The organism is Streptosporangium sp. NPDC020072 (genome assembly GCF_040631445.1).
Taxonomy (GTDB): Bacteria; Actinomycetota; Actinomycetes; order Streptosporangiales; family Streptosporangiaceae; genus Streptosporangium.
Genome location: NZ_JBEYAB010000008.1, coordinates 410,496 through 431,759, shown reverse-complemented (window position 1 = coordinate 431,759; position 21,264 = coordinate 410,496). Strand labels below are relative to the sequence as shown.

The following is a 21,264-nucleotide window of genomic DNA, read 5'->3' as shown; positions in this document are numbered from 1 at the left end:
GGCCGGGTGGTCAGCCCTCCAGGGCGTACTGCATCACCCGGAACTTGGCCTGGGCCTCGGCCAGTTCGGCGGCCGGGACGGAGTCGCCCATGATGCCGCAGCCGGCGAACAGGCGGGCGCGGGAGCCGTCGACGCGCGCGCACCGCAGCGCGATGCCCCACTCTCCGTCGCCCCGGGCGTCGATCCAGCCGACCGGGCCCGCGTAACCGCCCCGGTCCATGCCCTCAAGCTCGCGGATGACCTCCAGGGCCGTGCGTGTCGGCGTGCCGCCGACGGCGGCCGTCGGGTGCATGGCGGCGACCACGTCCAGCACCGAGGCGCCCGCCGAAAGGCGGCCGGTCACCGGGCTCGCCAGATGCTGGACGTTCGGCAGCACCAGCAGTTCGGGTTCGGCGGGCACGTTCAGCTCCGAGCAGAGCGGAGCCAGGGCGGCCCGGACGGAGTCGACGGCGCAGGCGTGCTCGTGACGGTCCTTGCCCGAGGCGCGCAGCGCGGCGCCGCGCCGTCTGTCGTCGGTCTCGTCGGCACCCCGCGGGGTCGTGCCCGCGAGCACCAGTGACTCGACGGTCTCGCCGGTGCGCCTGACCAGCAGTTCGGGGGTCGCACCGACCAGCCCGTCGCAGGAGAAGGCGTAGCAGTCCGGGTAGCGGCCGGTCAGGCGGGCCAGCAGCACGCGCACGTCGATCGCCCGTTCCGCGACGGCGGTCAGGTCGCGGGCGAGCACGGCTTTCTCCAGACGGCCGGACCTGATCCGCGCCACGGCCCTGGCCACGGCGTGCTCCCACTCGGGGGCGGTCAGGCTGCCGTCGCCGTAGCGGATCCTGCCGGGGTCGCGCGGTGCCGTGACCAGGTCGAGCGGTTGCCCGCCGACGGTGGTCAGCCAGGCGCGGCCCGCACGGCGGGCCAGGACGATCCTGGGGACGACGAGGACGGAGCCGGGGGAGTCCTCGTCGAAGGTGAAGGAGCCGAAGGCGACCGGTCCCGAGCCGGGGACGCCGACACCGTCGTCCACATGGGCCTCGCCGAGGGTCGCCGCCAGCCAGTCGCGGGCCCAGCCGAACCGTCCGGGACCGGGGGGAATCTCGGCCCGCGCGGCCTCTCCCCAGGCGACCAGGCCTTCGCCGCGCCTGATCCAGGCGTACGGCGCGGCCTCGGGGAGCCGGGAGAGCAGATCGACGGGGTCGTCGACGGGGGTGGTTCTCACCACGAGGGGGCGGGTCAGTCCGAGCGCGACACTCACCCGGAACACTCTATTCCGCGCTCCGGCCGCGTCCGGAGCCCGGTCCCTCGCCCGGCCGGGGCGCCGTGCTCCGTCAAGAAATCCGAAAGCGGCCGGTCGGCGGCGGGCGGCCCGGTGTCCTGCGGTGATACATCCGAAGCACTGGTGATCTCTCAGGCGGAGGTGTCATGCCCGGCAGGACTGTGATGGTGCTCACGGCGGCGGCGGCGTTCACGGCCCCGTGGGCCGCCTGCCCGGCTGAGGCCTCACCCGCGGTCTCGTCCTCGGCCTCCGACGTGCGGGGGCCGTGGCGTCCCGCGGTGGTCGCGGCGCTCGGTGACTCGATCAGTGCGGGCTTCAACGCCTGCGGCTGGTACGTCTCCTGCCGTTCCCGGTCCTGGTCGACCGGCGACGACGTGGGTGTCCAGAGTCACTACATGCGCCTGCTCGACCTGAACGCGGGGCCCGCGCTCGGGAGCGAGGTGAACCTCGCGGTGCCGGGAACAACCAGCGCGGGCCTGGCCGCCCAGGTCGGCCAGGCGGTCGCGCGGCGGGCCGACTATGTGACGGTGCTGGTCGGCGCGCAGGACGCCTGCGCCGAGCAGGAGCGGCTGATGACCCCGGTCTCCGTCTACGAGCGGCGGGTGGCCGGGGCGCTGGCCGCTTTCAAGCGGTCCAGGCCCGGCGGCAGGGTGTTCCTGGCGAGTGTGCCCGATCTGAAGCGGTTGTGGCGGGTCGGCAGGGACAATCTGGTGGCGCGTGGTTTCTGGGCGGTCGGCAGGATCTGTCCCACGATGCTGGCCAAGGCGTCTTCCGACGCCCCGGCAGACCGGGCCCGCCGTGACCGGGTGCGTGCCCGGGTGGCCGCCTACAACGCCGCCCTGGCCAGGGTCTGCGCGGCGTACGGCCCGGCCTGCAGGTTCGACGGCAACGCCCTGTTCGACTGCCCGTTCACCCTGGACCAGGTCAGCAAGTGGGACTTCTTCCACCCGAACGCGGCGGGGCAGCGGCTGATCGCGCAGCGGACCTACCCGGTGGTCCGTGACTGGTTCGAGCGGCCGGAGCTTCAGCCTTGATCGGACGAAGGAAAAATCTACATTGTAAAGGCGCCTGGCAGGGAAAAATCACGAACAGAGACGAGGCCAACCCCCTCAGCGAGGACGTGAAGGGCCTGCCGGGGCCTCATCTGCGAGGCAGCAGTACGGCGGACGCGCACATCACGCCCGCGGCGACGAAGAGTGATGTGCGGGTGCCGGTCCAGGTCGCGGTGAGGCCGCCGAGGAGGATGAACAGGGGCTGGGTGACCGTCGTGGCGAACGACCACAGGGTGGCCACGCGGGCCATCAGGTGGTCAGGGGTTTGCGCCTGCCGGTATCCGGCCATGGTGGAGTTCGCCGTACCGGCGAACAGCAGGACCATGCCGAACCCGAAGCCGCACATCAGCAGTCCGGGTGTGCCGGGGAGCGCCGCCGGGATGAGGAGATACCAGGGGCCGCGCAGCATGCCGGCCCACCACAGGGCGCGTACGGCTCCCAGCCGGGTCACGAGTTTCGGTGCGAGTCTGGCGCCGAGGAACCCGCCCAGTGACGGCACTCCCATCAGCAGTCCGTACTGCCAGGCGTCGAAGCGCAGGTCGCGCAGGTAGAACACGGCGCTCACCGAGGCCGCCATCGAGCTGGCGCCGGCGAAGGTCACCCAGCTGATCAGGATCGGCCGGAGCGTCGGGTGTCCCCAGGCGAAGCGCCATCCGGCGAACAGTTCCGCGCGTCGTGACGAGCGTTCGTCGCGCGTGGGCGGGGCAGGCTCCGGGGCGCGCAGGGTCTTGATCGCTGCCGCGCTGACCAGGAAGGACAGGGCGTCGACGGCCAGGGAGCCGGCCGCGGTGAGGAAGCCGATGAGGGCGCCGCCCAGCGAGGGGCCGGCCGAGACGCCGAGCCAGCGTGTCGACTCAAGGCGGCTGTTGGCCTCGATCAGCTGTTGTGCCGAGACCAGCGCTTTGAGGTGGGCCTGGGCGGCGGCGGTGAACGCGATCTGGCACGCGGCGTTGATCACGGCGATCACGCCCAGTTGCACGAAGGTGAGAAGGCCCGTGACCGCCGCGATCGGGACGCTCGCCAGGCAGGCGAATCTGATGACGTCGGCTGTGATCATCACTGGGCGTTTGTGTCTGAACTCGATGTGGTCGCCGAGGGGAAATGCCAGCAGTGCGGTGGTGATCGCGGTCAGTGCCGACAGCAGCGCGACCTGGAAGGTCGAGGCTTCGACGACGGTTACGGCGACGACGGGCAGTGCCACCATGCCGACGGCCGATCCGAGTTGGCTGATGGCCAGGCCCGTCCAGAGCCGTTGGAAGTCGGCGTGGCCTTTGAGGCTTGTCTGGGGGGAAGTCACTCTGCCGCATTATGTCGTGGCGATCGCTTCAGTTGGCCGTCTGGCCGCCGGTGGTTTCGGGGACGCCGGGCCGGTGGCCGGTTGGGCGGCGGCGTCGCATCAGGATGCAGGAGAGGGCGCCGAGTGCGATCACGGCGATGGGCAGTGCCAGGGTCGGCCGCATCGCGTGGACGAATCCGTGCTCGAACACCGACTCCGCCGTCCGGTGAATGTGTTCGGCGAGGTCCGCCGGTGTTCCCGGGGGTGGCCTCAGTGCGGCGCTGACTTCCAGGCCGCTTTCTGCGGCGTTGTCGAAGCCGGTCAGGAACCGGTCGCGGATGCCGGCGGGAAGGTCGGCGGCCTGTTTGGCGGCCTCGGTGTGGAGTGAGGCGGCGAGGCGGTTCTGCAGTACGGCGCCGACCGCGGCGCTGCCGCAGATCGTGCCGATCTGCCGGATGGTGTTCAGCACCCCGGAGGCGGCTCCGGCCAGTCCGGGTTCCACGTTGCGCAGGGCGACCGTGACCATCGGGCCGAACACGCAGCCGATGCCGGCCCCGGTCATGATCAGGGCGGGTTGGAACTCCCATCCCGTACGGCCGACGTCGGTGACCCAGGCGAGCCAGGTCATGCCGGCCGCGAACAGGGTCAGGCCGCCCATCAGGATGTATGTGCCGCCGATCCGGTCCGACATCCGGCCGGCGACCGGTGACAGGAGTGCCGATACCACCATCGCCGGCGCCATCACCAGGCCGGCCGTGAAGGCGCTGAGGTGCAGCACCGACTGCAGGTAGATCATCACCGGCAGGAACAGGCCGATCATGCCGACCTGGACGGTCGCGGACACGAAGCTCATGACGGCGTAGCCGCGGTCGCGGAAGAGCGCGAAGGGCAGCAGTGGTTCGTCGCCCTGCCGGCTGCGCTGGTGGATCAGGAACGCCGCCAGTGACAGCGCGGCGCCGCCCAGCAACGCCTGGATTGCGGTGCCCCAGTCGTATCGTTCGCCTTCGGTGAGGGCGAAGGTCAGGCAGAACAGTGTGGCCGTGGCGAGTGTGACGCCCGGCATGTCCAGTCTGCGGTGGGAGCCGTGCCGGGTGTCGGGAACGAGGGTGAGGGCCATCGCGAGGACGACGGCGCCGATCGGGACGTTCACGAAGAAGATCCAGCGCCAGTCGGTCGTGCTGACGAGGAGTCCGCCGAGGGTGGGCCCTGCGATGGTGGCCATGCCGGCGACCGCGCCCCAGACGCCGAGTGCCGCGCCGCGGCGCTCGGCCGGGAACGTGCCGATGATGATGGTCATCGTCTGCGGTACCAGCGCCGCGGCGCCCAGCCCCTGTACGGCGCGGGCGGTGATGAGCTGGGCCGGGTCCTGGGCGAGTCCGCAGAGTACGGACGCCACGGTGAACAGTGCGACGCCTGCGACGAACATGGTGCGTGGCCCGCGCACGTCGCCCAGGCGCCCGGAGGTGATCAGCAGCGCGGCGAGGACGAGGACGTAGACGTTGATCACCCACAGCATCTCGTCGAGTGACGCGTGCAGTTCGCCGATCATGCTGGGGATGGCGACGTTGACGACGGTGATGTCCAGCAGCGTCATGAAGAATCCGAGGCTGAGGGTCAGCAGTACCGCCCATGGGTCGCCGCGCCATCTGCTCATCCGTGGCTCCTGGGCTGTCAGCTCTTGGCGGGGGCCTGCAGGCTCCACAGCCGCCCGTCGGGGTCGCGGACGGTCATCTCCCGGGCCCCGTAGTGGGTGTCCTCGAACGGGGTGACCACTTCGACGGCCGGGTCGGTGTGGAAGAGGTTCTCGTCGGCCACCTTCAGGGCGAGCTGTACTCGGGGTTCGCGGTTCTCGGGGATTTCGACGGTGACGAGATAGGGGCCTTCGCCGTTGCGGAAGACGCCGGAGCCGTCGCCGGTGGAGATCTCCAGTTCGAAACCCAGTGCCTGGAGGAACCTCGCGGTTCTTCCCCAGTTGTGGGTCTCCAGGAACACCGCCTCGAGTCCTTGGGTCGTCATTGTCATGACTCCTTGTGTGGTGATTGCCGTTGTTGCCCGGGGGCGTCGTCGAGGTAGGCGCGCAGGGCGTCGGCGACCAGCGCGGACAGGGACATGCCCTGCTCGATCGCGTGGTGCTTGACCTGTCTGATCAGCCCTGTCGGGAGGTACACGTTGAACTGCTTGACTTCCGCGTCACCCATGACGCCGATGCTAGCATCCTAGCAAGCTAGATCGCACGGTCGTTTCCGTGACCCCGCCGCGCGCGGGTGACGCGGGGTTGTGGCCGGTGCGCCGGTCGTGGCCGCGAGGATCTGTTCACGGAGAACGGGGGCGTCATGCGTCCGTGCGGTCGTCGGCTCCGCCCGGTGGTTTGCCGGGGCCGGCGGAAAGCGGCCGCCGGGTCACGGAAAGGACGGCTGCGGGAGAGCGTTCGCCCACGTCGCGGGCCGCGGGAACACAGGTGGCGGGGGCGGAAAGAAGCGGTAAATCGCCGCCATGTAAATGGATAACGATCTTCATGATTGGGCAGGAAACCGGCACACGCCTTGCGTCCCGGGGAGGTACGGCATGGCCTGGTCGCAAGACGAGGAGCGAATGCTGCTGCAGATCGAGCGTCACCTCACCGACGAGGACCCACGCTTGGCAGCTCGGCTGGAGTCGTTCAACGAGCGTGTCCAGCGTCAGGAGGGCCGCCGCAGGCGCCGTGTGCGCGGGGAGGGCGGCCCGGCCAGGGGTCCTCGCGGGACGACGGTCGTCATCGTGGTCAGCTGGATGCTGATCGCGATCCTGATCGCCATGCTGCTCGTCCTGGTGTTGCGTCACGAGGCCGCGGCGGCGCTCCCTCTCTGAGGACCCGGCGGGCTCGGGCGGGGAGTGGGGGGCCTCAGCCCAGCGCGCGCAGGAAGGCCGCCGCCACCGGGGCCGCGACCGCTCCGCCTCCGGTGCCCTCCTCGACGATCACCGCGAAGGCCAGGTCGCCGCGGAAGCCCATGAACCAGGCGTGGGTCTTGAGGTCGTCCTGCGGGCCGTACTCGGCGGTTCCGGTCTTGCCGCGGGTGCCCGCGGGCAGGCCGGCGTCCTTGGCCGTTCCCTTGGTGACGACCGCGGACATCATCCTGTGCATGTCCTGCAGGACTCCGGAGGGCAGTTCCCGGGGTTCGGCCTTCTGCTTGAGCGCGGGGACCAGTGTGGGCGGCCGCCAGGTGCCGTCGGCCAGGGCCGCGGCGGCGGAGGCCATCACCAGGGGGCTGGCGGTGATGCGGCCCTGGCCGAAGGACTCGGCGGCGAGTTCGGCGTCGCTCTGCGCCCTGGGGAAGCTTCCCTTGGTCGCGGGGACGCCGATGGTGAGCGGTTTGTTGAAGCCGAACAGCTCCGCGGCCCGCAGCAGTTTGTCGGCGCCGAGCCGTTCCTTGGTGAGGGGGGCGAAGGTGGTGTTGCAGGAGTAGGCGAAGGCGTCGGAGAGGGTGACCGCCCCGTAGCCCGCGTGGTGGGAGTTGCGGATGGGCAGGCCGCCGACGGTGACGTCCTTGGGGCAGGTGACGTCCTCGCCGGGGGTCATTCCCGAGGCGAGCAGTCCGACGGCGGTGACGGCCTTGAAGGTGGAGCCGGGCGGGTAGTTGCCGTCGAGGGCGCGGTTGAAGCCGCCCTGGTTGTTGACCACGGCGAGGATCTCGCCGGAGGAGGGTTTGACCGCGACCAGTGACGCGGTCTGCTTGAGGTCGCGTACGGCGTCGGCCGCGGCGCGCTGGACCCGCAGGTCGAGGCTGGTCTTCACCTCCTGGCCGTCGTGTCCCTCGATCGTGTCGAGGGTCTTGGCGGTCTTGCCGGGTCCGACGATCTGAATCTCGGTGGCGGGGGCGCCCGCCAGGCTCCGCTGGAAGGTCTGCTGCAGCCCGCCCCTGCCGATCGGGTCGCCCGCCTTGTACGGCGCGCCGAGGGTTTTGACGTCCTTGTCGGTCGCCTTGTCGAGGTAGCCGACGAGTTGCTGGACCGAGCCGCCGGCGTCGCCGGTGTCGATGCGTTCGCCGCCCGCGGCGGTGATCTGGGCGCGCTGTGGCCACTTGGTCTTCAGGGCGAAGGCGGAGCCGTCGGCCAGGCGGGGGTGGAAGGCGGCGGGGGACCACTTGACCCGCCAGTTGCGGTCGACGACCGCCAGGGGGAGGGTGCCGGTGTAGTCCCACTGGCCGATGTCGCGCAGGCGCAGGGTCGCGGTGTAGGCGGCCTCCCCGGTGCCGTCGCCGGTCTCGCGGACGGAGCCGAGGCGGATGGAGACCGACTCGACCGCGAGGTTCCTGCGCATGTCCTCGTAGGTCTTGGCGAGCGCCGGGGCGGGGGTGCCCGTCTCGGCGCGCATGGCGGCGAGGTCGCCCGTCTGCCAGGCGGTCACGAATCGCTGCGCGGTCTCCTGGGGGGTGCCTCTGGTGTGCAGGAACCACCAGGCCCCGGCGCCCGCCGCCCCCGCGGTGAGTACGACGGCTGCCGACGTGATCGCGATCGTCCTGCCCTTCGGCACTTGGCTACCCCCCAGTTGTCCGTGCCCGAAGGTCGCAGCCTAGCGTGAACGCCCCGAATTGTGACGACAAATAGTCAATTGTCCTTACTGCGGCTGGGGGCGTATCCCGGGGCACGCTCCTGGCCGGACAGCGCGTGGATCGCGTCCATGATCTCATCGGTCACCCGGCGGCGGTCACGGGCGTCGGTGTGCGAACCGGTGAAGGTCAGGGGCGCTCCGATCCGGATGCCGACCCTGCCGAACCTGGGCACGCCGGTGCCGATCGGCAGGACCTTGTCCGTGCCCTTCATCGCCACCGGGATGACCGGGGCGCCGGTGGCCAGGGCGAGCCAGGCGACTCCGATCTTGCCGCGGTAGAGACGGCCGTCGGGGGAACGGGTGCCCTCGGGGTAGATGCCGAAGAGCTCGCCGTCCTTGAGCACCTTGGCGGCGGCGTCCAGCATGTCCTGGGCGGCGGTCGGGCTCTGCCGGTCGATGGGGAGCTGCCCGGTGGCCCGCATCCAGGCGGCGGTGACGGGGTTACCGGTGAAGTACTCGGCCTTGGCGACGAAACGCACCTGGCGGGGCAGTACCAGCGGCAGGAAGGTGGAGTCCACCACGGACAGGTGGTTGGAGGCCAGAATCGCCGGTCCCGTGTCCGGCACGTGTTCGGCCCCGGTGACCGTGGTCGGCCACATCAGGTGCAGGAAAGGAGCGCTGACGATCTTGGTCAGGCGATAGAGCACGGGCTCTCCTCATCAGATGGGATCACCACACTAGGCGGTGTCCCGGCGTCCCGCTGGTGTGTGCACCCGAACAGGCGGCGTCTTCATGTTTGTAGCCTCCCTCCAAAGCCGGAGGCCTCCCACGAGAGGAAACCGCAAAACGAACGCCCCGTGGGAGCGGACTCCCACGGGGCGGAACGTTTGAGCCGATGTGGCGGTCGCCTCCTCGGCGAGAGGCACAACACGGCTCCAGCCGAACGGTATTCCGTGAAGGCGGTAATTTGCGGCCCGGGGGACACAAACCACATCGGCACGATCACTCTAACGGACGCCGGACGGTGGTTATTCCGTAACGGGCCCGGTGTGTCAGCTCCGATGCGGCGCGGGCCCGTGCGCGGGGCCCTGTACGGAGCGCGGGCGTGGGGCCGGGTTGACAGCGGACGACCGGCTCCAACACCCTTTCACTAATCGAATAGTGAAAGGGTGTTTTCGTTGATCGAGTTCGTCCTGGACAGGGGCTCGGGCGTCGCGACGTACCTGCAGCTCGTTCACCAGGTGAAACAGGCGCTCCGGCTCGGCGTGCTCCGTCCCGGGGACCAGTTGCCGACCGCCCGCGAGGTGGTCGAGAGCCTGGCCATCAATCCCAACACCGTGCTCAAGGCCTACCGGGAGCTGGAGCGCGAGGGCCTGGTCGAGGGACGGCCGGGGATGGGGACGTTCATCCGGCAGGGTGTCGCGGGCGCGACGCTCGCCGAGCACACACGGCTGCGGCGCGCCCTGGAGGCGTGGGTGTCCGAGGCCCGCGCGGCGGGACTCGACCAGGAGGATCTCCGGGCGCTGTTCGCCGTGGTCCTGACCGACGCCGCGAAGGAGGGCGTGGCATGAGGCCCGTCCTGGAGGCGACCGGGCTGGGCGTTCGCTATCGCCGTACATGGGCGTTACGCGACTGCTCGCTGTCGTTGCCCGCAGGCCGGGTGGCGGCGCTCGTCGGACCCAACGGGGCGGGCAAGACCACACTCATGCACGCGGCCGTCGGGCTGCTGCGGCCCAGGTCGGGGGGCGTCCGCGTGGCCGGCACGGCCGCGTTCGTGGCGCAGGACAAACCGCTGTACGACGGCTTCAGCGTCGCCGACATGCTCACCTTCGGCCGCCGGACGAACGCCCGCTGGGACCAGGCCTCCGCCGCCGACCGGCTCGCCGGGCTGGGCATACCGCTGGAACGGAAGGTGAGCGGGCTGTCGGGCGGGCAGCGGGCGCAGGTGGCGGTCACGATGGCCCTGGCCGGCCGGCCGGACCTGCTCATCCTGGACGAACCGCTGGCCAACCTCGACCCGCTGGCCCGTCACGACGTGATGCGTTCGATCATGGCGGAAGTGGCCGATCGGGAGCTGACCGTGCTGCTGTCCTCGCACGTCGTCTCCGACCTGGAGGAGACGTGCGACTGGCTGATCGTGCTGAACGGGGGACGGCTGCAGGTCAGCGGTGACATCGAGGAACTGCTCCAGGAGCACCTCGTGCTCACCGGGCCGCGGGAGGCCACGGCGGCGGGGGTACGGGTGGTGAGCGAGAGCCGTACCGGCAGGCAGACCGGCATGCTGGTCAGGGGACCGTGCCCGCCCGACCCGCGCTGGCGGGCACGACACCCCGGGCTGGAGGAACTCGTCATGGGCTACCTGCGCAGCCCCGAGTCGGCGGCCCTGCCGCGACCGGCGGGGGTGGACGCGTGATCTGGGTGACCTGGCGCCAGCACCGGGCGCAGATCCTCGTGACGGCGGGCTTCCTGGCCCTGCTGGGGCTCCTGCTGCTGGGTTCGGCCGTCGAGGCGGGCCGGTACGTGGCCGAGCACGCCCCGCCGGGCTGCCCGGGGCCCGACGTGGCGTGCGGAGAGCTGGAGGTGGCGCTCGGGCGGCGCTACGGCGCGGTCTACACGATCTTCGGATGGATGCCGCTGGTGGCCCCCGCACTGATCGGGGCGTTCTGGGGCGCGCCGCTGCTCGGCCGCGAGTACGAGCGCGGCACCCACCGGCTGGCCTGGACCCAGTCGGTGTCCGTACGGCGGTGGCTGCTGGTCAAGCTGTCGGTCCTGGGCGCGACGGTCACGGCCGGGGGGCTGCTGCTGTCGCTCATGGTGAGCCTGTGGCGGCCGGTGTTCAGGAAGGGGGCCGACTCCACCTTCGGCAACATCGGCGTGTTCAACATGATCGGGGTCCAGCCCGGGGTGTGGTGGCTGTACGCGTTCATGCTCGGCGTCGCGGCCGGCGCCCTGTTCCGGCGGACGCTGCCCGCGATGGCGCTGGTCGTGGCGGGGGTGACGGTGACGATGTTCACGCTGTTCCAGCTGAGCGACCACTACGCCGAACCCGTGCGCGCCGAGCTGTCCGGCGACGTGCTGCTCGCCGACCCGGACGCCCGGCTGGTGGGCGCCGCCTGGGTGGAGCCGTCGGGCAGGGAGGTCACCGAGCCGTCGGTCGGCGGCTGCCCGCACCGGGCGGACATGGGACAGAGCGACAGGAACGCCAGAGCGTGGGAGGCGTGCCTGTTCGGCAAGGGGTACCGGCACGCGGTGTACTACCACCCGCCGTCCAGGTTCTGGCGCTTCCAGTGGACCGAGGCGGGCATCCTGACGCTCGCGTCGGCGGCTCTCGCCGGGCTGGCCGTACGCCGCACGCTGCGCAGGCCCGGCTGACGGGCCTGCTGACGGGCCTGCGCCCGCGGGTCACAGCGGTCTGGCGGGGGGAAGGGTGATCCTGTCGACCGCCTCACGGCGGCGCCGTTCGGGGCGCCGGTCGTAGCGGGCCGTGGTGGCGGGGGAGGAGTGACCCACGAGGGCCTGGGCGGTGGCCAGGTCGACGCCCGCGTCGAGCAGCTCCCCGATGAAGGTGCGCCGGAAGTCGTGGGGGGTGCGGGCGGAGGCCCCGGCCTGAGCCAGCCGCCTGGCCAGGATGTCGGCGACCGCCTGGCCCGTCATGGGGGCGGGCCCGGCCCCGGTGGTCCTGAGCGAGCCGTACCGGCCGATGGGGCAGAACAGCGCCCCGGCGGGACGCCCCCGTACGGCCAGCCACCGTTCCAGCCTGCCGACGGCCTCGGACGTCAGGTAGACCAGCCGTTCCTTGTCGCGCTTGCCGCGCACCCGCAGGGAACGGGCCCCGGGGTCGTAGTCGTCCAGGGCCATCGCGGCGATCTCGGCGCGCCTGCAGCCGGTGGAGTACAGCACGGCGAGCAGGGCGGCGTCGCGTGTCCCGGCGGGGGAGGGGTCGTCGTCGCAGGCGGCCAGGGCGGCGCCGACGACCTCGGGCGGAACGTGCCTGCCCGCGGGAAGACGGGTGTGTTCGACGGTGGGAAGGTCGGCGGCGCGCTGGTACTCCTCGGCGGTCATCTGGCCCAGGCGCCACGCCTCGCGCAGCACCCTGCGCAGCGCGACGAGGTGTTTGTTGACATAGGCGGCCGACCAGCCGCGTTCGGTCATCAGGGTGCGCAGGCGCACGGTGTGCTCGTAACGCAGCAGATGCCAGGGCTGGCCCTCACCGCTGGCGGCCTGCCCGCCGGAGACGAGACCGGCCAGGCGGTCCAGGCAGCCGCGCATGGCGCGGCGGGACTCGGAGCTGGTCAGGGAGTCGAGGTACACCCGGTAGGGATCACGGGCGGGTTCGACGACGGGCCCGGAGGGCTCGGGCAGCACGGGCACGCTCACCCGGCGACCTTATCGAACCCTGGAAATCTACATTGTAAAGCCACCGGGTCGGATGCCCTTCCTCACGCACCACAAAAACCCCTCACCCAGGAAGGAGGCGGCCTCCTCCGGAGGGGAGAAAACCCGGTGCGCCAGGCGGTTCCGGCAGGCAGAGTGAATGGAGTGATGTCCAGTTTTGTCCCTGGTCTGCAGTTTTCACGTGACTTCTACACGCAGGAGGTACGGCCCGTCATCGCCGACGTCGCGCACAGCGCGGCGTTGATCGGGCCGGGCTCGGAGGTGCTGGCGTTCGACACCGAGCGTTCGGCCGCCCGTGGCTGGGGGCCGCGGGTGGTGGTGTTCGTTCCCGAGGGGTCGGTGGGTGAGGTCACCGCGTCGCTGGCCGAGGCGTTGCCCCGGGTGTTCGGTGGTTATCCGGTCGTGGTGGGGGAGGGCGGGGTCCGGGTGGTGGCGCCCTCGGTGTGGTTGCCGGGCAGGCTGGGGTTCGATCCGCTGGCGGGGGCCGGGGTGCTGGATTGGTTGTCGGTTCCCTGGCAGCGGTTGGCGGAGGTCACCGGTGGTGAGGTTTTCCACGATGGTCTGGGGGTTCTGGAGCGGGTTCGTTCGGTGCTGCGCTGGTATCCGGCTGATCTGGAGCGTTACGTGCTGGCGTGTCAGTGGCGGCGGGTGGCGCGGTTGGAGTCCTTTCCCCGCAGGTGCGGGGAGACGGGCGACGATCTGGGGTCGGCGGTGTTCACGGCGTCGCTGGTGGGGGAGTTGATGCGGCTGGTGTTGCTGGTGCGGCGCCGGTATCCGCCGTATGCGAAGTGGGTTGGGGGTGCGTTCGCGCGGCTTTCCGGTACGGCGGAGCTGGGTGAGGTGTTGTCGGCGGCGGTGGGGGCGGGGGATTGGCGGGTTCGTGAGCGGTGTTTGGGGGAGGCGGTCGAGCGGGTGTCGGTGTTGCACGGGAGGCTGGGGTTGGGGGCGGCGGTGCGGGGTGGTGGCGCGTGGGGGGTGGCTGAGGCGTTGGCCGGTGGGGTGGTCGATCCGGTGGTCAGGGGGTTTCCGTTGACGGGGTCGGTGGATCAGCTGGGTGGGTGTGCGGAGTTGCTTGAGGATCCGGTGCGGTGCCGGGCGGCGGTGGGGGCCGTATTGGGGTTGTGAGGGGGTGGGGGGCGGCGGCTATGGTGGGGGGATGTTCGCCCGGATTTCTTAGCTGAGGACTCGCTTCCACGTCAGGAGTGTGTCCTTTTCGCTATCCGGAGCGTTTTTTCATGATTACTGTCTGTGGTGTCGGTGTGCGGGCCGGCGCGCGTCTGTTGCTGTCCGATGTCTCCTTCTCGGTGTCTCCTGGTGATCGGGTGGGCCTGGTGGGCCGTAACGGTGCGGGCAAGACGACGTTGTTGTCGGTTCTGGCGGGTCTGTCGGAGCCGGCTGGGGGGACGGTCACCCGTAGGGGGCCGGTGGGGTTCCTCGCGCAGGACTCGCGGGCCGCTGATCAGTCGGTCTCGGTCACCGATCGGATTCTGTCGGCTCGTGGCCTGGATGCGGTTTCGCGTCGTCTCCGGGTGGCTGAGGGGGCGATGGCCGGGGCGGAGGGTCCCGCGTTGGAGCGGGCGATGGCTCGTTACGCGCGGGCGGAGGCGGAGTTCCAGGCGGGCGGCGGGTACGCGGCGGAGGCGGAGGCGGCTCGGGTGGCGGCCGGTCTGGGGTTGCCTGAGCGGGTGTTGGCGGAGCCGTTGGGGGCGTTGTCGGGTGGGCAGCGGCGCCGGGTCGAGCTGGCGCGGATCCTGTTCGCGGGGTACGGCGGGGGCACGTTGTTGCTGGATGAGCCGACGAACCATCTGGATGTCGACGCGCTGGCGTGGCTGCGGTCTTTCCTGCTGGGGTATCGGGGTGGGCTGTTGGTGATCAGTCATGACACGGCGTTGCTGGCCGGGGTGGTCAACCGGGTCTTCCATGTGGACGCCGTGCGGGGTGCGGTCGATGTGCACAACACGGGGTGGGCGGCGTATCTGGCGCAGCGTGAGGCCGATGAGCGGCGGCGGGTGCGGGAGCGGGTGAACGCTGAGCGTAAGGCGGCGTCGTTGCACGCGCAGGCGGATCGGATGAAGGCGCGTTCGGCGACTTCGGTGGTGGCCAGGAGTATGGCGCGGCGGGCGGATCGGATGCTGGCCGGTCTTGAGCCGGTGCGGCGGGAGGAGAAGGTGGCGAGGATTCGGCTGCCGGAGCCTGAGCCGTGTGGGCGGGTACCGTTGGGTGCGGTGGGCCTGTCGAAGTCCTATGGCGGCCGCCGGGTGCTGGACGGGGTTGATCTGGCGGTGGATCGGGGTGCCCGGCTGGTGGTGCTGGGCCTCAACGGTGCGGGCAAGACGACGTTGTTGCGTGTGCTGGCGGGCCGGGAGGAGCCGGATGGTGGCCGGGTGGTGCGGGGGCAGGGGTTGCGGCTGGGGTATTTCGCGCAGGAGCACGACACCGTCCGGGGGGATCGTACGGTGCGGCAGAACCTGGTGGAGGTGGCGCCGCATCTGACGGATGGTGAGGTGCGGGGGGTGTTGGGGGCTTTTCTGTTCCGGGGGGACGATGTCGACAAGCCGGCCGGGGTGTTGTCGGGTGGGGAGCGGACGCGTCTGGTGTTGGCGGGGTTGGTTCACTCGGGGGCGAATGTGTTGTTGCTGGATGAGCCGACGAACAATCTCGATCCGGCGTCGCGGGGTGAGGTGCTGGCGGCGGTGGGTTCCTATCCGGGGGCGATCGTGATGGTCACCCATGATGAGGGGGCCGTGGAGGCGTTGCGGCCGGATCGTGTCCTGTTGTTGCCGGAGGCGGATGAGGATCTGTGGGGTGAGGAGTATCGGGGGTTGGTCGCTTTGTCGTGAGGGGGGTCACACGGTGGCGGTGTGGCGGGTGAGCATGCGTCGTTCGAACCACAGGGAGGTGAAGGGGGGGATGGCGCAGGCCAGGCCGAGTGCCGTGGTGGGGATGCTCCAGCGGGCGGTGCGGGCGGCGGCGATGACTCCGGCGACGTAGAGGACGAACAGTGCGCCGTGGATGGGGCCGAACACTCTGACGCCGAGGTCGCCGGTGGCGGCGATGTATTTGAAGTACATCCCGATGAGGAGTCCGGCCCATGAGCACGCTTCGGCGATGGCGACGTATCGGAACAGGCGGAGCGTGGTGGGCACGGTGGGGGACCTCTCCCTTGGGGACCGGGAACGGGGGGTGGGGTTGGTCCTCACCTTAGGGGTGGTGGGTGGCGGTCCTGTTTCCGGGTTGTCGGCGGTGCCTTCGGGCTGGTGGGGGCGGCATGCTGGAGGGGTGGATGTGGATGATGGGCTGCTGCCGATCGGGCAGTTCGCGAGGTTGTGCCGGTTGAGTGTGAAGCAGTTGCGGCATTACGCGGATTTGGGGTTGCTGGTTCCGGCGTGGATCGATCCTGACAGTGGTTACCGGTATTACCGGGTGGCGCAGGCCAGGCAGGCGTTGTCGATCGGGTTGCTGCGGTCGTTGGATGTGCCGTTGAGCGCTGTCGGTGAGGTGTTGTCGGGGGTGGCGGTGGCTGAGGTGCTGGGGCGGGTGCGTGATGAGTTGGAGGCGGAGCTGGCGCGGCGGAGCCGTACGTTGGCGACGTTGGAGCGGTTGTTGGTGTCGGGGGTGCCGCCGGTTGAGGTGACGGTGGAGCGGCAGGGGCCCCGTCAGGTGGTGTTGGTGCGTGATGAGGCGGTTTCGCCGCAGGACATCGCTCGGGCGACGGGGGCGTGTGTGGCGTCGTTGGTGCGTGCTGTCCGGGAAGGCGGGTTGGAGGAGGGGTTGCGGTTGACGGGTTTGTTTCCGGTGGAGATGGGGGAGCCGATTCCGGTGGTGGTCGCGGCGGAGTTCGGGGGGCCTGCTCCGCGGGGGACGCGGCCGTACATTCTGCCGGGTGGGGTGTTCGCGGGGGCGGTGCATGTGGGGCCGTATGACCAGATTGATTTGACCGCGCATGCTGTGTTGGCGTGGTGTGCTGAGCGGGGTCATACGCCGGATGGGCCGATTCGGGAGGTTTATCTGTCGGATCCGGCGCGGACTTCGCCGGATCGGTTGCGTACCCGGGTGATGGTCAGGTTGGGGGAGCAGGGTCTTTCGGAGGGTCTCACGGCAGGGTGAGGATGCGGGGGCCGTCGTCGGTGATGGCGACGGTGTGTTCGACGTGGACGGCTTGGCTGCCGTCGACGCTGGTCAGGGCCCAGCCGTCGGGGGCGGTGAGGTAGGTGTCGTGGCCTCCGGCCATGAACATGGGTTCGATGGCGAGGACGAGGCCGGGGCGGAGGGTCATTCCGCGGCCTGGGCGGCCGTGGTTGGCGACGTGTGGGTCTTCGTGCATGGCGCGGCCGACGCCGTGGCCTCCGAAGTCGGTGGGGATGCCGTATCCGGCTTGGCGGCCGACGGTGGCGACGGCGTGGCCGATGTCGCCCAGTCGGCCGCCGGGTGTGCAGGTGGTGATGGCGTTGGCGAGGGCGGTTTCGGCGTCGTTGATGAGTTTCAGGTCCTGGGGGTCGGCCGGGCCGACGGTGAGGCTGATCGCGGCGTCGGCGGCCCAGCCGTCGAGGTAGGCGCCGCAGTCGATGCTGAGCAGGTCGCCGGGGCGTAGCCGGTAGTGGTCGGGGATGCCGTGGACGAGGACGTCGTTGACGGAGGTGCAGATGACGGCGGGGAAGGGGGTGGGGGCGAAGTGGGGTTTGTAGTGGAGGAAGGCGGGTTTGGCGCCGGCCGCCGAGATGACGGTGGCGGCGGTTTCGTTGAGTTCGAGGAGGGTGGTGCCGGGGGTTGCCTGGTCGCGTGTCGCCTGTAGTGCGTTGGCGACGACGCGTCCGGCCTCGCGCATGGCTTCCAGTTCTGCCGTTGTTTTGATCTCGACCACGTGTCACCTTCCGGTCCAATACTTATACCGGTATTGTTATCACGTTTGCTAAGCTTCCGCACATGGTGCGACCCCCACTGACCGAACTCGACCACGAACGCGGCCACCGCCTGGGCGCCCTGCTACGCCAGGCCCGCGGCACCCGCAGCATGACGGAGGTCGCCGCCGCCGCCGGACTGTCCGCGGAGACCCTCCGCAAGATCGAAACCGGCAGGGTCCCCACCCCCGCCTTCTTCACCATCGCCGCCCTCGCCCAGACCCTGAACATCTCCATGGACGTCCTCGCCGAGGTCTGCACCGCCGAACGCGCCGCCTAAACCCCGCCCCCGCCCGCAACCCCCCGCTCCCGCAACAACGGATGAGCCCGCATCGCCACCTCCAGCTCACCCGGCAACTCATCCCGGTAACGCCCCAGCGTCGCCAGATCACCGTGCCCCAGCACCCGCCGCACCGCGTCCATGTCCACCGCCTCGGCCAGCAGATGCGTCGCCGTCGTATGCCGCAACCCATGCGGCGTCACCGAACGCCGCCGATCCGGATCAACCCGCCGCTGCACCCGATCGATCACCGCCTGAACATCCCCCCGCGCCAGCCGCCTGCCCCGCCACGACAACAGCAACGCCTTGTCCTGCACCCCCCGCAGAACCTCACCCCGCCACGACAGATACGCCTCAAGCACCCGCGCCACATCACCCGGCAACGGCACATCACGCGTCTTACCGCCCTTACCGAAGATCCGCCAGTAACGCACCCCGTCGTTGGTGTAGAAATCCTCCACATCCGCCCGCACCAACTCCGAAACCCGCGGCCCCATCGTCGACAGCAACAACACGATCAACGCATCCCGCAACTCCGTCCGCTGATCACGCCGCCGCGCCCGCCCCGCCTCCTCAACCGGCCCGTCACCCAACTCCCGCGCCGCCCCGACCAACCCCTGAGCCTGCTCCCGCGTCAACGCCCGCCGCTGCGGCCGCAACCCGCCACGCTCCTTGGCCGAAACCGTCACCAACGCCATCGGATTGACCTGCACCCACCCCGCCAGCGACGCGTGCTTGAACAACGCGGAAACCGACCGCCGAAACCTCGCCTGCGACGAAGCCGACTGCACCCCGCCCCCCTGACCGGGATCGGCCCGCCGCCCATCGGGCTTACGCGCGAACGCCAGCAGAACCGCATCGACGTCCTCACCGGTCAGATCATCGAGAACCGTCTCCTCACCCGCCAACCCCACGAACGTCGCCACATCACGCGCGTAAACCTCCGCCGTCGCCGGAGACAACGCCCCCGTCAACGTCTTGGCCCGCACCAACTCCACATACCGATCGGCCGACTCCCGCACCGTGAGGCGATTCAGACCCGCTGGCCGCATGACTCCCCGGACACCCTTCCTCGACGATCAGCCCGGCCGTACCCGCCCCAGACCACCCCGCCTGGCACACAGACCGCCACCGGACACCACCGCGGGCACCCCACACCCACACGGGGGAGAGGGGGAAACCAGCCGACGACGCGCAGCGAACCGCCGACCACGCCCACCCGCCCAACGTAGACGATCACACCCGCCCACGGGCGGACAAGTCACATGTAAGGGCGGGCAGCCGCGACCAACCCGGCAACCGCACCGGCCGTACTGACCGCGACCGCCGACGGGGGAGTGCGCTCCCGCACATCCTCAGCCCGGATCGCCATCACCGCCGGAGGACTCCCCAGATCACCGTAACGAGCCGCGACCGCCTCCGTCACCGCCCTGCCCACGTCGGCCACCACGTCCTTGACCCGCCCGCACCCGCCGCTCACCGACAGATGACCCAGCAACGCCGCGAACCGCAACTCCTCGGCCACCGGCCCAACCCCGGCCTCACGCTCCGCCGACACCCTCGGCGGATCAAGCCAGAACACCGCGCCGTGCAGAAAACCCGCATACGACACCGCACCCCGGCCCGGCTCCCGCACCGCGTCGGCGAGCAGCCGCCCAAACTCCGCCAGATCAGCGTCCGGCGGCAAATCCGTGGTCACCAGCAACGGCACAATCAGCGAGTCAAGCATCGGCGAACACCCTTCCTGAGAGTCGGCTCATCGTAGAACCCGGCACCGACAATTCCAGGAGCCCACCGCAACCAAGAGGGCAAAACCCAGCCGCCGGACAACATTTCAGGAAAAACCCTCCAGGACGAAAACCACCAGGATCCGGCCCTGCCCCGCCGGACCGGCCACGAACCGCACCTGAGTAAGGCGCCCCGCCGGGCGGCGACCCCCGGCCCCCGGAGACCCACCCCACAAAACCGGCGCAGACCACCGAAAAACCCGGCAGCCGACAAACTCCTCAAACCTTTCCCCGACAGGAACGAAAACACCACCCGCCCTCCACGCACAAAACCACAAAAAAACTCCACGCCCTTCGACCAACGCGTCATCAACGAATTCCACACCAACGACGGACGCGTCAGCGGACCTTTCGATTCGAAAGGACACACCCTCTTCACCACAACCGAGCGCGAACCGGACCCGTCCCGCCCGCCCACGGCACGGGACGGCCTCCCGTTCGCCACCACCTCGACCGGGGGCCGGCTTCACCGCGCCGTCACCGGCCCCGGCTGGGCCGTCCGTCGCGTCCTCGCCCCGGGCCCGGCGGCTCGGCCGGGGAGGCCGGTCGCGGTTCCGCGGACCCGCCGGGCAGGTCCCTGCGGGGGAGCGCCGGACCCGCGTCGTTCCGTGTTGTCTGTGTGGGGAGCGGGACGCCGGGGCCGCGGGGGCGGTGCTTCCGTCCTGGGCCGGGATTTCTTATACCGAACAGAATTGGGTTTCTGTTCGGTATCACGATTTTTCCGGACAAAGCGGGTGAAGTGGCGGAGCCAGGGGGCGCCGGAGCCGCGCACCCGGGTCGGCGTCCCTCCGTCGGCCAGGACCGTCCGGGCAGGCCGGATGCCGTCGGCCGTCCGCGTTCGGTCGTTCGCCGGAACCTCGCCGCGCCTGGAGGCCGCAGGCGTGCCGGGAGCTCCGTTTCCCCGTTCTTCATGATCGATTTACGGGCGGGCGGTGTTCTCCCGGACGGCCGGTGCGCGTTACCCGGTGCCCGGCCGTCGCGGTGTGTTCGCCGTGCCGTGTTCCGGTGTGTTCGCCGTACGGAACTCCGGGGCCGGCGTTCGCCGGGCGGGCGTCGCCGCGGGCTCTCCGGGGCTCTCCGGCGGTTTTGATGCATAATTTTACTTATGCATCACTTGTGACCGCCCTCCTCCGCCGTGGTCTTTCCCTGTTCTCCGGGGCTCGCGGGGTTCGGGAACAGGCGGGCGAGCCCGCTGTGCAGGATCGCGGTGGCCTCCTGCGGGGTGCGTTGCCCGGCGAGGACGGCGACGCCCAGTCCGGCGGCGGTCGCCAGCAGGGTGACGGCCTCGGTGCGCGGGTCGAGGCCGGGTGCGAGGTCTCCGTCGTCGCGGGCCTGGGTCAGCTGGCGGGTGACGAAGGTCTCCATGGCGTCGGGTGCGTTCAGGAAGGGGTGCGCGGCGAGTGTCTCGTCGGTGACGGCCAGGACGGCGTAGGAGGTGTAGGCCAGGTGGAAGGCGCGGCTGCGTTCGTCGGTGGGGACGGCTTCGGCGAGGACGGCCTCCATGACGTCGCGTGGCCGGTGGGCGCCGGTGAGGCGGGTGCGCAGGCGTTGGGTCATCTCTTCGGTGAGCCGGTTCAGGGTGGTGTGCATGAGGTGTTGTTTGGTCTCGAAGTAGTGCTGGACCAGGCGGAGGGAGACGTCGGCCTCCGCGGCGACGGCGCGCATGGTGACGGCGTGCAGTCCTGATCGGGTCATGACGCGCAGGACGGCTTCGGTGATGTCGTGGCGGCGGGTTTCGCGGTTGTCGGTCCGGTTCACGGGTGCTTCCTGGTGGACGTGGCCTCACA

General features: G+C 70.3%; 22 protein-coding genes. 9 read left to right on the top strand and 13 right to left on the bottom strand.

Features of this window, described 5'->3' with window-relative positions:
- Window positions 1-10 precede the first annotated feature (10 nt).
- The gene (locus ABZ470_RS22040) at window positions 11-1,240 is read right to left on the bottom strand and encodes an isochorismate synthase (RefSeq protein WP_352012525.1); all 1,230 of its coding nucleotides are present in this window, start codon (window positions 1,238-1,240) and stop codon (window positions 11-13) included.
- A gap of 167 nt (window positions 1,241-1,407) precedes the next feature.
- Here ABZ470_RS22040 and ABZ470_RS22035 point away from each other — a divergent pair, with 167 nt between their 5' ends.
- On the top strand, window positions 1,408-2,295 hold the full coding sequence (locus ABZ470_RS22035; protein WP_362913372.1) for a GDSL-type esterase/lipase family protein: 888 nt from the start codon (window positions 1,408-1,410) through the stop codon (window positions 2,293-2,295).
- 106 nt (window positions 2,296-2,401) lie between these two features.
- Here ABZ470_RS22035 and ABZ470_RS22030 read toward each other — a convergent pair whose 3' ends face one another.
- Genes ABZ470_RS22030 through ABZ470_RS22015 form a run of 4 tightly spaced genes read right to left on the bottom strand, consistent with a single transcriptional unit; the run spans window position 2,402 to window position 5,787 of the window.
- Window positions 2,402-3,610, bottom strand: a complete 1,209-nt coding sequence (locus tag ABZ470_RS22030) for an MFS transporter (RefSeq protein ID WP_362913370.1) — start codon at window positions 3,608-3,610, stop codon at window positions 2,402-2,404.
- Between the two features lie 28 nt (window positions 3,611-3,638).
- Complete coding sequence (locus tag ABZ470_RS22025) at window positions 3,639-5,243, bottom strand: DHA2 family efflux MFS transporter permease subunit (protein WP_362913369.1); 1,605 nt, start codon at window positions 5,241-5,243, stop codon at window positions 3,639-3,641.
- Window positions 5,244-5,260: 17 nt separating this feature from the next.
- Complete coding sequence (locus ABZ470_RS22020; RefSeq protein WP_362913368.1) at window positions 5,261-5,605, bottom strand: VOC family protein; 345 nt, start codon at window positions 5,603-5,605, stop codon at window positions 5,261-5,263.
- A gap of 2 nt (window positions 5,606-5,607) precedes the next feature.
- Entirely contained in the window at window positions 5,608-5,787 is a 180-nt protein-coding gene (locus tag ABZ470_RS22015) for a CopG family transcriptional regulator (protein WP_362781376.1), read from the bottom strand.
- A gap of 367 nt (window positions 5,788-6,154) precedes the next feature.
- On the opposite strand from ABZ470_RS22015, the gene ABZ470_RS22010 reads away from it, so the two are divergent.
- A complete protein-coding gene (locus ABZ470_RS22010) occupies window positions 6,155-6,436 on the top strand; it encodes a DUF3040 domain-containing protein (RefSeq protein ID WP_362913366.1) in 282 nt (93 codons plus the stop codon).
- 34 nt (window positions 6,437-6,470) lie between these two features.
- Here ABZ470_RS22010 and ABZ470_RS22005 read toward each other — a convergent pair whose 3' ends face one another.
- A complete protein-coding gene (locus tag ABZ470_RS22005) occupies window positions 6,471-8,099 on the bottom strand; it encodes a penicillin-binding transpeptidase domain-containing protein (protein WP_362913364.1) in 1,629 nt (542 codons plus the stop codon).
- A gap of 74 nt (window positions 8,100-8,173) precedes the next feature.
- Complete coding sequence (locus tag ABZ470_RS22000; protein ID WP_362913362.1) at window positions 8,174-8,824, bottom strand: lysophospholipid acyltransferase family protein; 651 nt, start codon at window positions 8,822-8,824, stop codon at window positions 8,174-8,176.
- A gap of 462 nt (window positions 8,825-9,286) precedes the next feature.
- Here ABZ470_RS22000 and ABZ470_RS21995 point away from each other — a divergent pair, with 462 nt between their 5' ends.
- From ABZ470_RS21995 to ABZ470_RS21985, 3 genes are read left to right on the top strand one after another with little or no spacing between them, the layout of a single operon-like run.
- Window positions 9,287-9,688 carry a GntR family transcriptional regulator gene (locus ABZ470_RS21995; protein WP_362913360.1) on the top strand — a complete coding sequence of 134 codons (402 nt, stop codon included), beginning with the start codon at window positions 9,287-9,289 and terminating at the stop codon, window positions 9,686-9,688.
- On the top strand, window positions 9,685-10,530 hold the full coding sequence (locus ABZ470_RS21990; protein ID WP_362913358.1) for an ABC transporter ATP-binding protein: 846 nt from the start codon (window positions 9,685-9,687) through the stop codon (window positions 10,528-10,530). The genes ABZ470_RS21995 and ABZ470_RS21990 overlap by 4 nt, the downstream gene beginning before the upstream one ends.
- Complete coding sequence (locus ABZ470_RS21985) at window positions 10,527-11,489, top strand: hypothetical protein (protein ID WP_362913356.1); 963 nt, start codon at window positions 10,527-10,529, stop codon at window positions 11,487-11,489. The genes ABZ470_RS21990 and ABZ470_RS21985 overlap by 4 nt, the downstream gene beginning before the upstream one ends.
- 30 nt (window positions 11,490-11,519) lie before the next feature.
- Here the strand turns inward: ABZ470_RS21985 and ABZ470_RS21980 are convergent, their stop codons facing one another.
- Entirely contained in the window at window positions 11,520-12,494 is a 975-nt protein-coding gene (locus ABZ470_RS21980) for a tyrosine-type recombinase/integrase (RefSeq protein ID WP_362781385.1), read from the bottom strand.
- A 165-nt stretch (window positions 12,495-12,659) separates the two neighbouring features.
- On the opposite strand from ABZ470_RS21980, the gene ABZ470_RS21975 reads away from it, so the two are divergent.
- Window positions 12,660-13,637, top strand: a complete 978-nt coding sequence (locus ABZ470_RS21975; protein ID WP_362913354.1) for a DUF4037 domain-containing protein — start codon at window positions 12,660-12,662, stop codon at window positions 13,635-13,637.
- A 110-nt stretch (window positions 13,638-13,747) separates the two neighbouring features.
- Window positions 13,748-15,352, top strand: coding sequence for an ABC-F family ATP-binding cassette domain-containing protein (locus ABZ470_RS21970; protein ID WP_362913352.1), 1,605 nt, complete (start codon window positions 13,748-13,750; stop codon window positions 15,350-15,352).
- A 6-nt stretch (window positions 15,353-15,358) separates the two neighbouring features.
- Here ABZ470_RS21970 and ABZ470_RS21965 read toward each other — a convergent pair whose 3' ends face one another.
- Window positions 15,359-15,658: a DUF3817 domain-containing protein gene (locus ABZ470_RS21965; protein ID WP_352012510.1), complete on the bottom strand. Its 300-nt coding sequence runs from the start codon at window positions 15,656-15,658 to the stop codon at window positions 15,359-15,361.
- 133 nt (window positions 15,659-15,791) lie between these two features.
- Here ABZ470_RS21965 and ABZ470_RS21960 point away from each other — a divergent pair, with 133 nt between their 5' ends.
- Window positions 15,792-16,619 (top strand): MerR family transcriptional regulator, encoded by an 828-nt coding sequence (locus tag ABZ470_RS21960; RefSeq protein WP_352012509.1) that lies wholly within the window; start codon window positions 15,792-15,794, stop codon window positions 16,617-16,619.
- Here the strand turns inward: ABZ470_RS21960 and map are convergent.
- A complete protein-coding gene (gene map / locus ABZ470_RS21955) occupies window positions 16,606-17,373 on the bottom strand; it encodes a type I methionyl aminopeptidase (RefSeq protein WP_362913350.1) in 768 nt (255 codons plus the stop codon). The genes ABZ470_RS21960 and map overlap by 14 nt on opposite strands.
- Window positions 17,374-17,435: 62 nt before the next feature.
- On the opposite strand from map, the gene ABZ470_RS21950 reads away from it, so the two are divergent.
- Complete coding sequence (locus tag ABZ470_RS21950) at window positions 17,436-17,690, top strand: helix-turn-helix transcriptional regulator (protein ID WP_352012507.1); 255 nt, start codon at window positions 17,436-17,438, stop codon at window positions 17,688-17,690.
- Here ABZ470_RS21950 and ABZ470_RS21945 read toward each other — a convergent pair.
- The 3 genes from ABZ470_RS21945 to ABZ470_RS21935 all read right to left on the bottom strand — a co-directional run bounded on the left by ABZ470_RS21945 (window position 17,687) and on the right by ABZ470_RS21935 (window position 21,235).
- Window positions 17,687-18,688, bottom strand: coding sequence for a tyrosine-type recombinase/integrase (locus ABZ470_RS21945; RefSeq protein WP_362913348.1), 1,002 nt, complete (start codon window positions 18,686-18,688; stop codon window positions 17,687-17,689). The two genes, ABZ470_RS21950 and ABZ470_RS21945, sit on opposite strands and share 4 nt — an antisense overlap.
- Before the next feature lie 263 nt (window positions 18,689-18,951).
- Window positions 18,952-19,419, bottom strand: a complete 468-nt coding sequence (locus tag ABZ470_RS21940; protein WP_362913346.1) for a hypothetical protein — start codon at window positions 19,417-19,419, stop codon at window positions 18,952-18,954.
- Between the two features lie 1,168 nt (window positions 19,420-20,587).
- Window positions 20,588-21,235 (bottom strand): TetR family transcriptional regulator C-terminal domain-containing protein, encoded by a 648-nt coding sequence (locus tag ABZ470_RS21935; RefSeq protein WP_362913344.1) that lies wholly within the window; start codon window positions 21,233-21,235, stop codon window positions 20,588-20,590.
- Between the last annotated feature and the right edge of the window lie 29 nt (window positions 21,236-21,264).

Excerpts from the sequence above, each read along its gene's own strand:
- ABZ470_RS21970 (WP_362913352.1), top strand. The coding sequence starts at position 13,748 with ATGATTACTGTCTGTGGTGTCGGTGTGCGGGCCGGCGCGCGTCTGTTG.
- ABZ470_RS21940 (WP_362913346.1), bottom strand. The coding sequence starts at position 19,419 with ATGCTTGACTCGCTGATTGTGCCGTTGCTGGTGACCACGGATTTGCCG.
- ABZ470_RS21975 (WP_362913354.1), top strand. The coding sequence starts at position 12,660 with ATGTCCAGTTTTGTCCCTGGTCTGCAGTTTTCACGTGACTTCTACACG.
- ABZ470_RS21950 (WP_352012507.1), top strand. The coding sequence starts at position 17,436 with ATGGTGCGACCCCCACTGACCGAACTCGACCACGAACGCGGCCACCGC.
- ABZ470_RS22020 (WP_362913368.1), bottom strand. The coding sequence starts at position 5,605 with ATGACGACCCAAGGACTCGAGGCGGTGTTCCTGGAGACCCACAACTGG.
- ABZ470_RS22015 (WP_362781376.1), bottom strand. The coding sequence starts at position 5,787 with ATGGGTGACGCGGAAGTCAAGCAGTTCAACGTGTACCTCCCGACAGGG.
- ABZ470_RS22025 (WP_362913369.1), bottom strand. The coding sequence starts at position 5,243 with ATGAGCAGATGGCGCGGCGACCCATGGGCGGTACTGCTGACCCTCAGC.
- ABZ470_RS21990 (WP_362913358.1), top strand. The coding sequence starts at position 9,685 with ATGAGGCCCGTCCTGGAGGCGACCGGGCTGGGCGTTCGCTATCGCCGT.
- ABZ470_RS22035 (WP_362913372.1), top strand. The coding sequence starts at position 1,408 with ATGCCCGGCAGGACTGTGATGGTGCTCACGGCGGCGGCGGCGTTCACG.
- ABZ470_RS22010 (WP_362913366.1), top strand. The coding sequence starts at position 6,155 with ATGGCCTGGTCGCAAGACGAGGAGCGAATGCTGCTGCAGATCGAGCGT.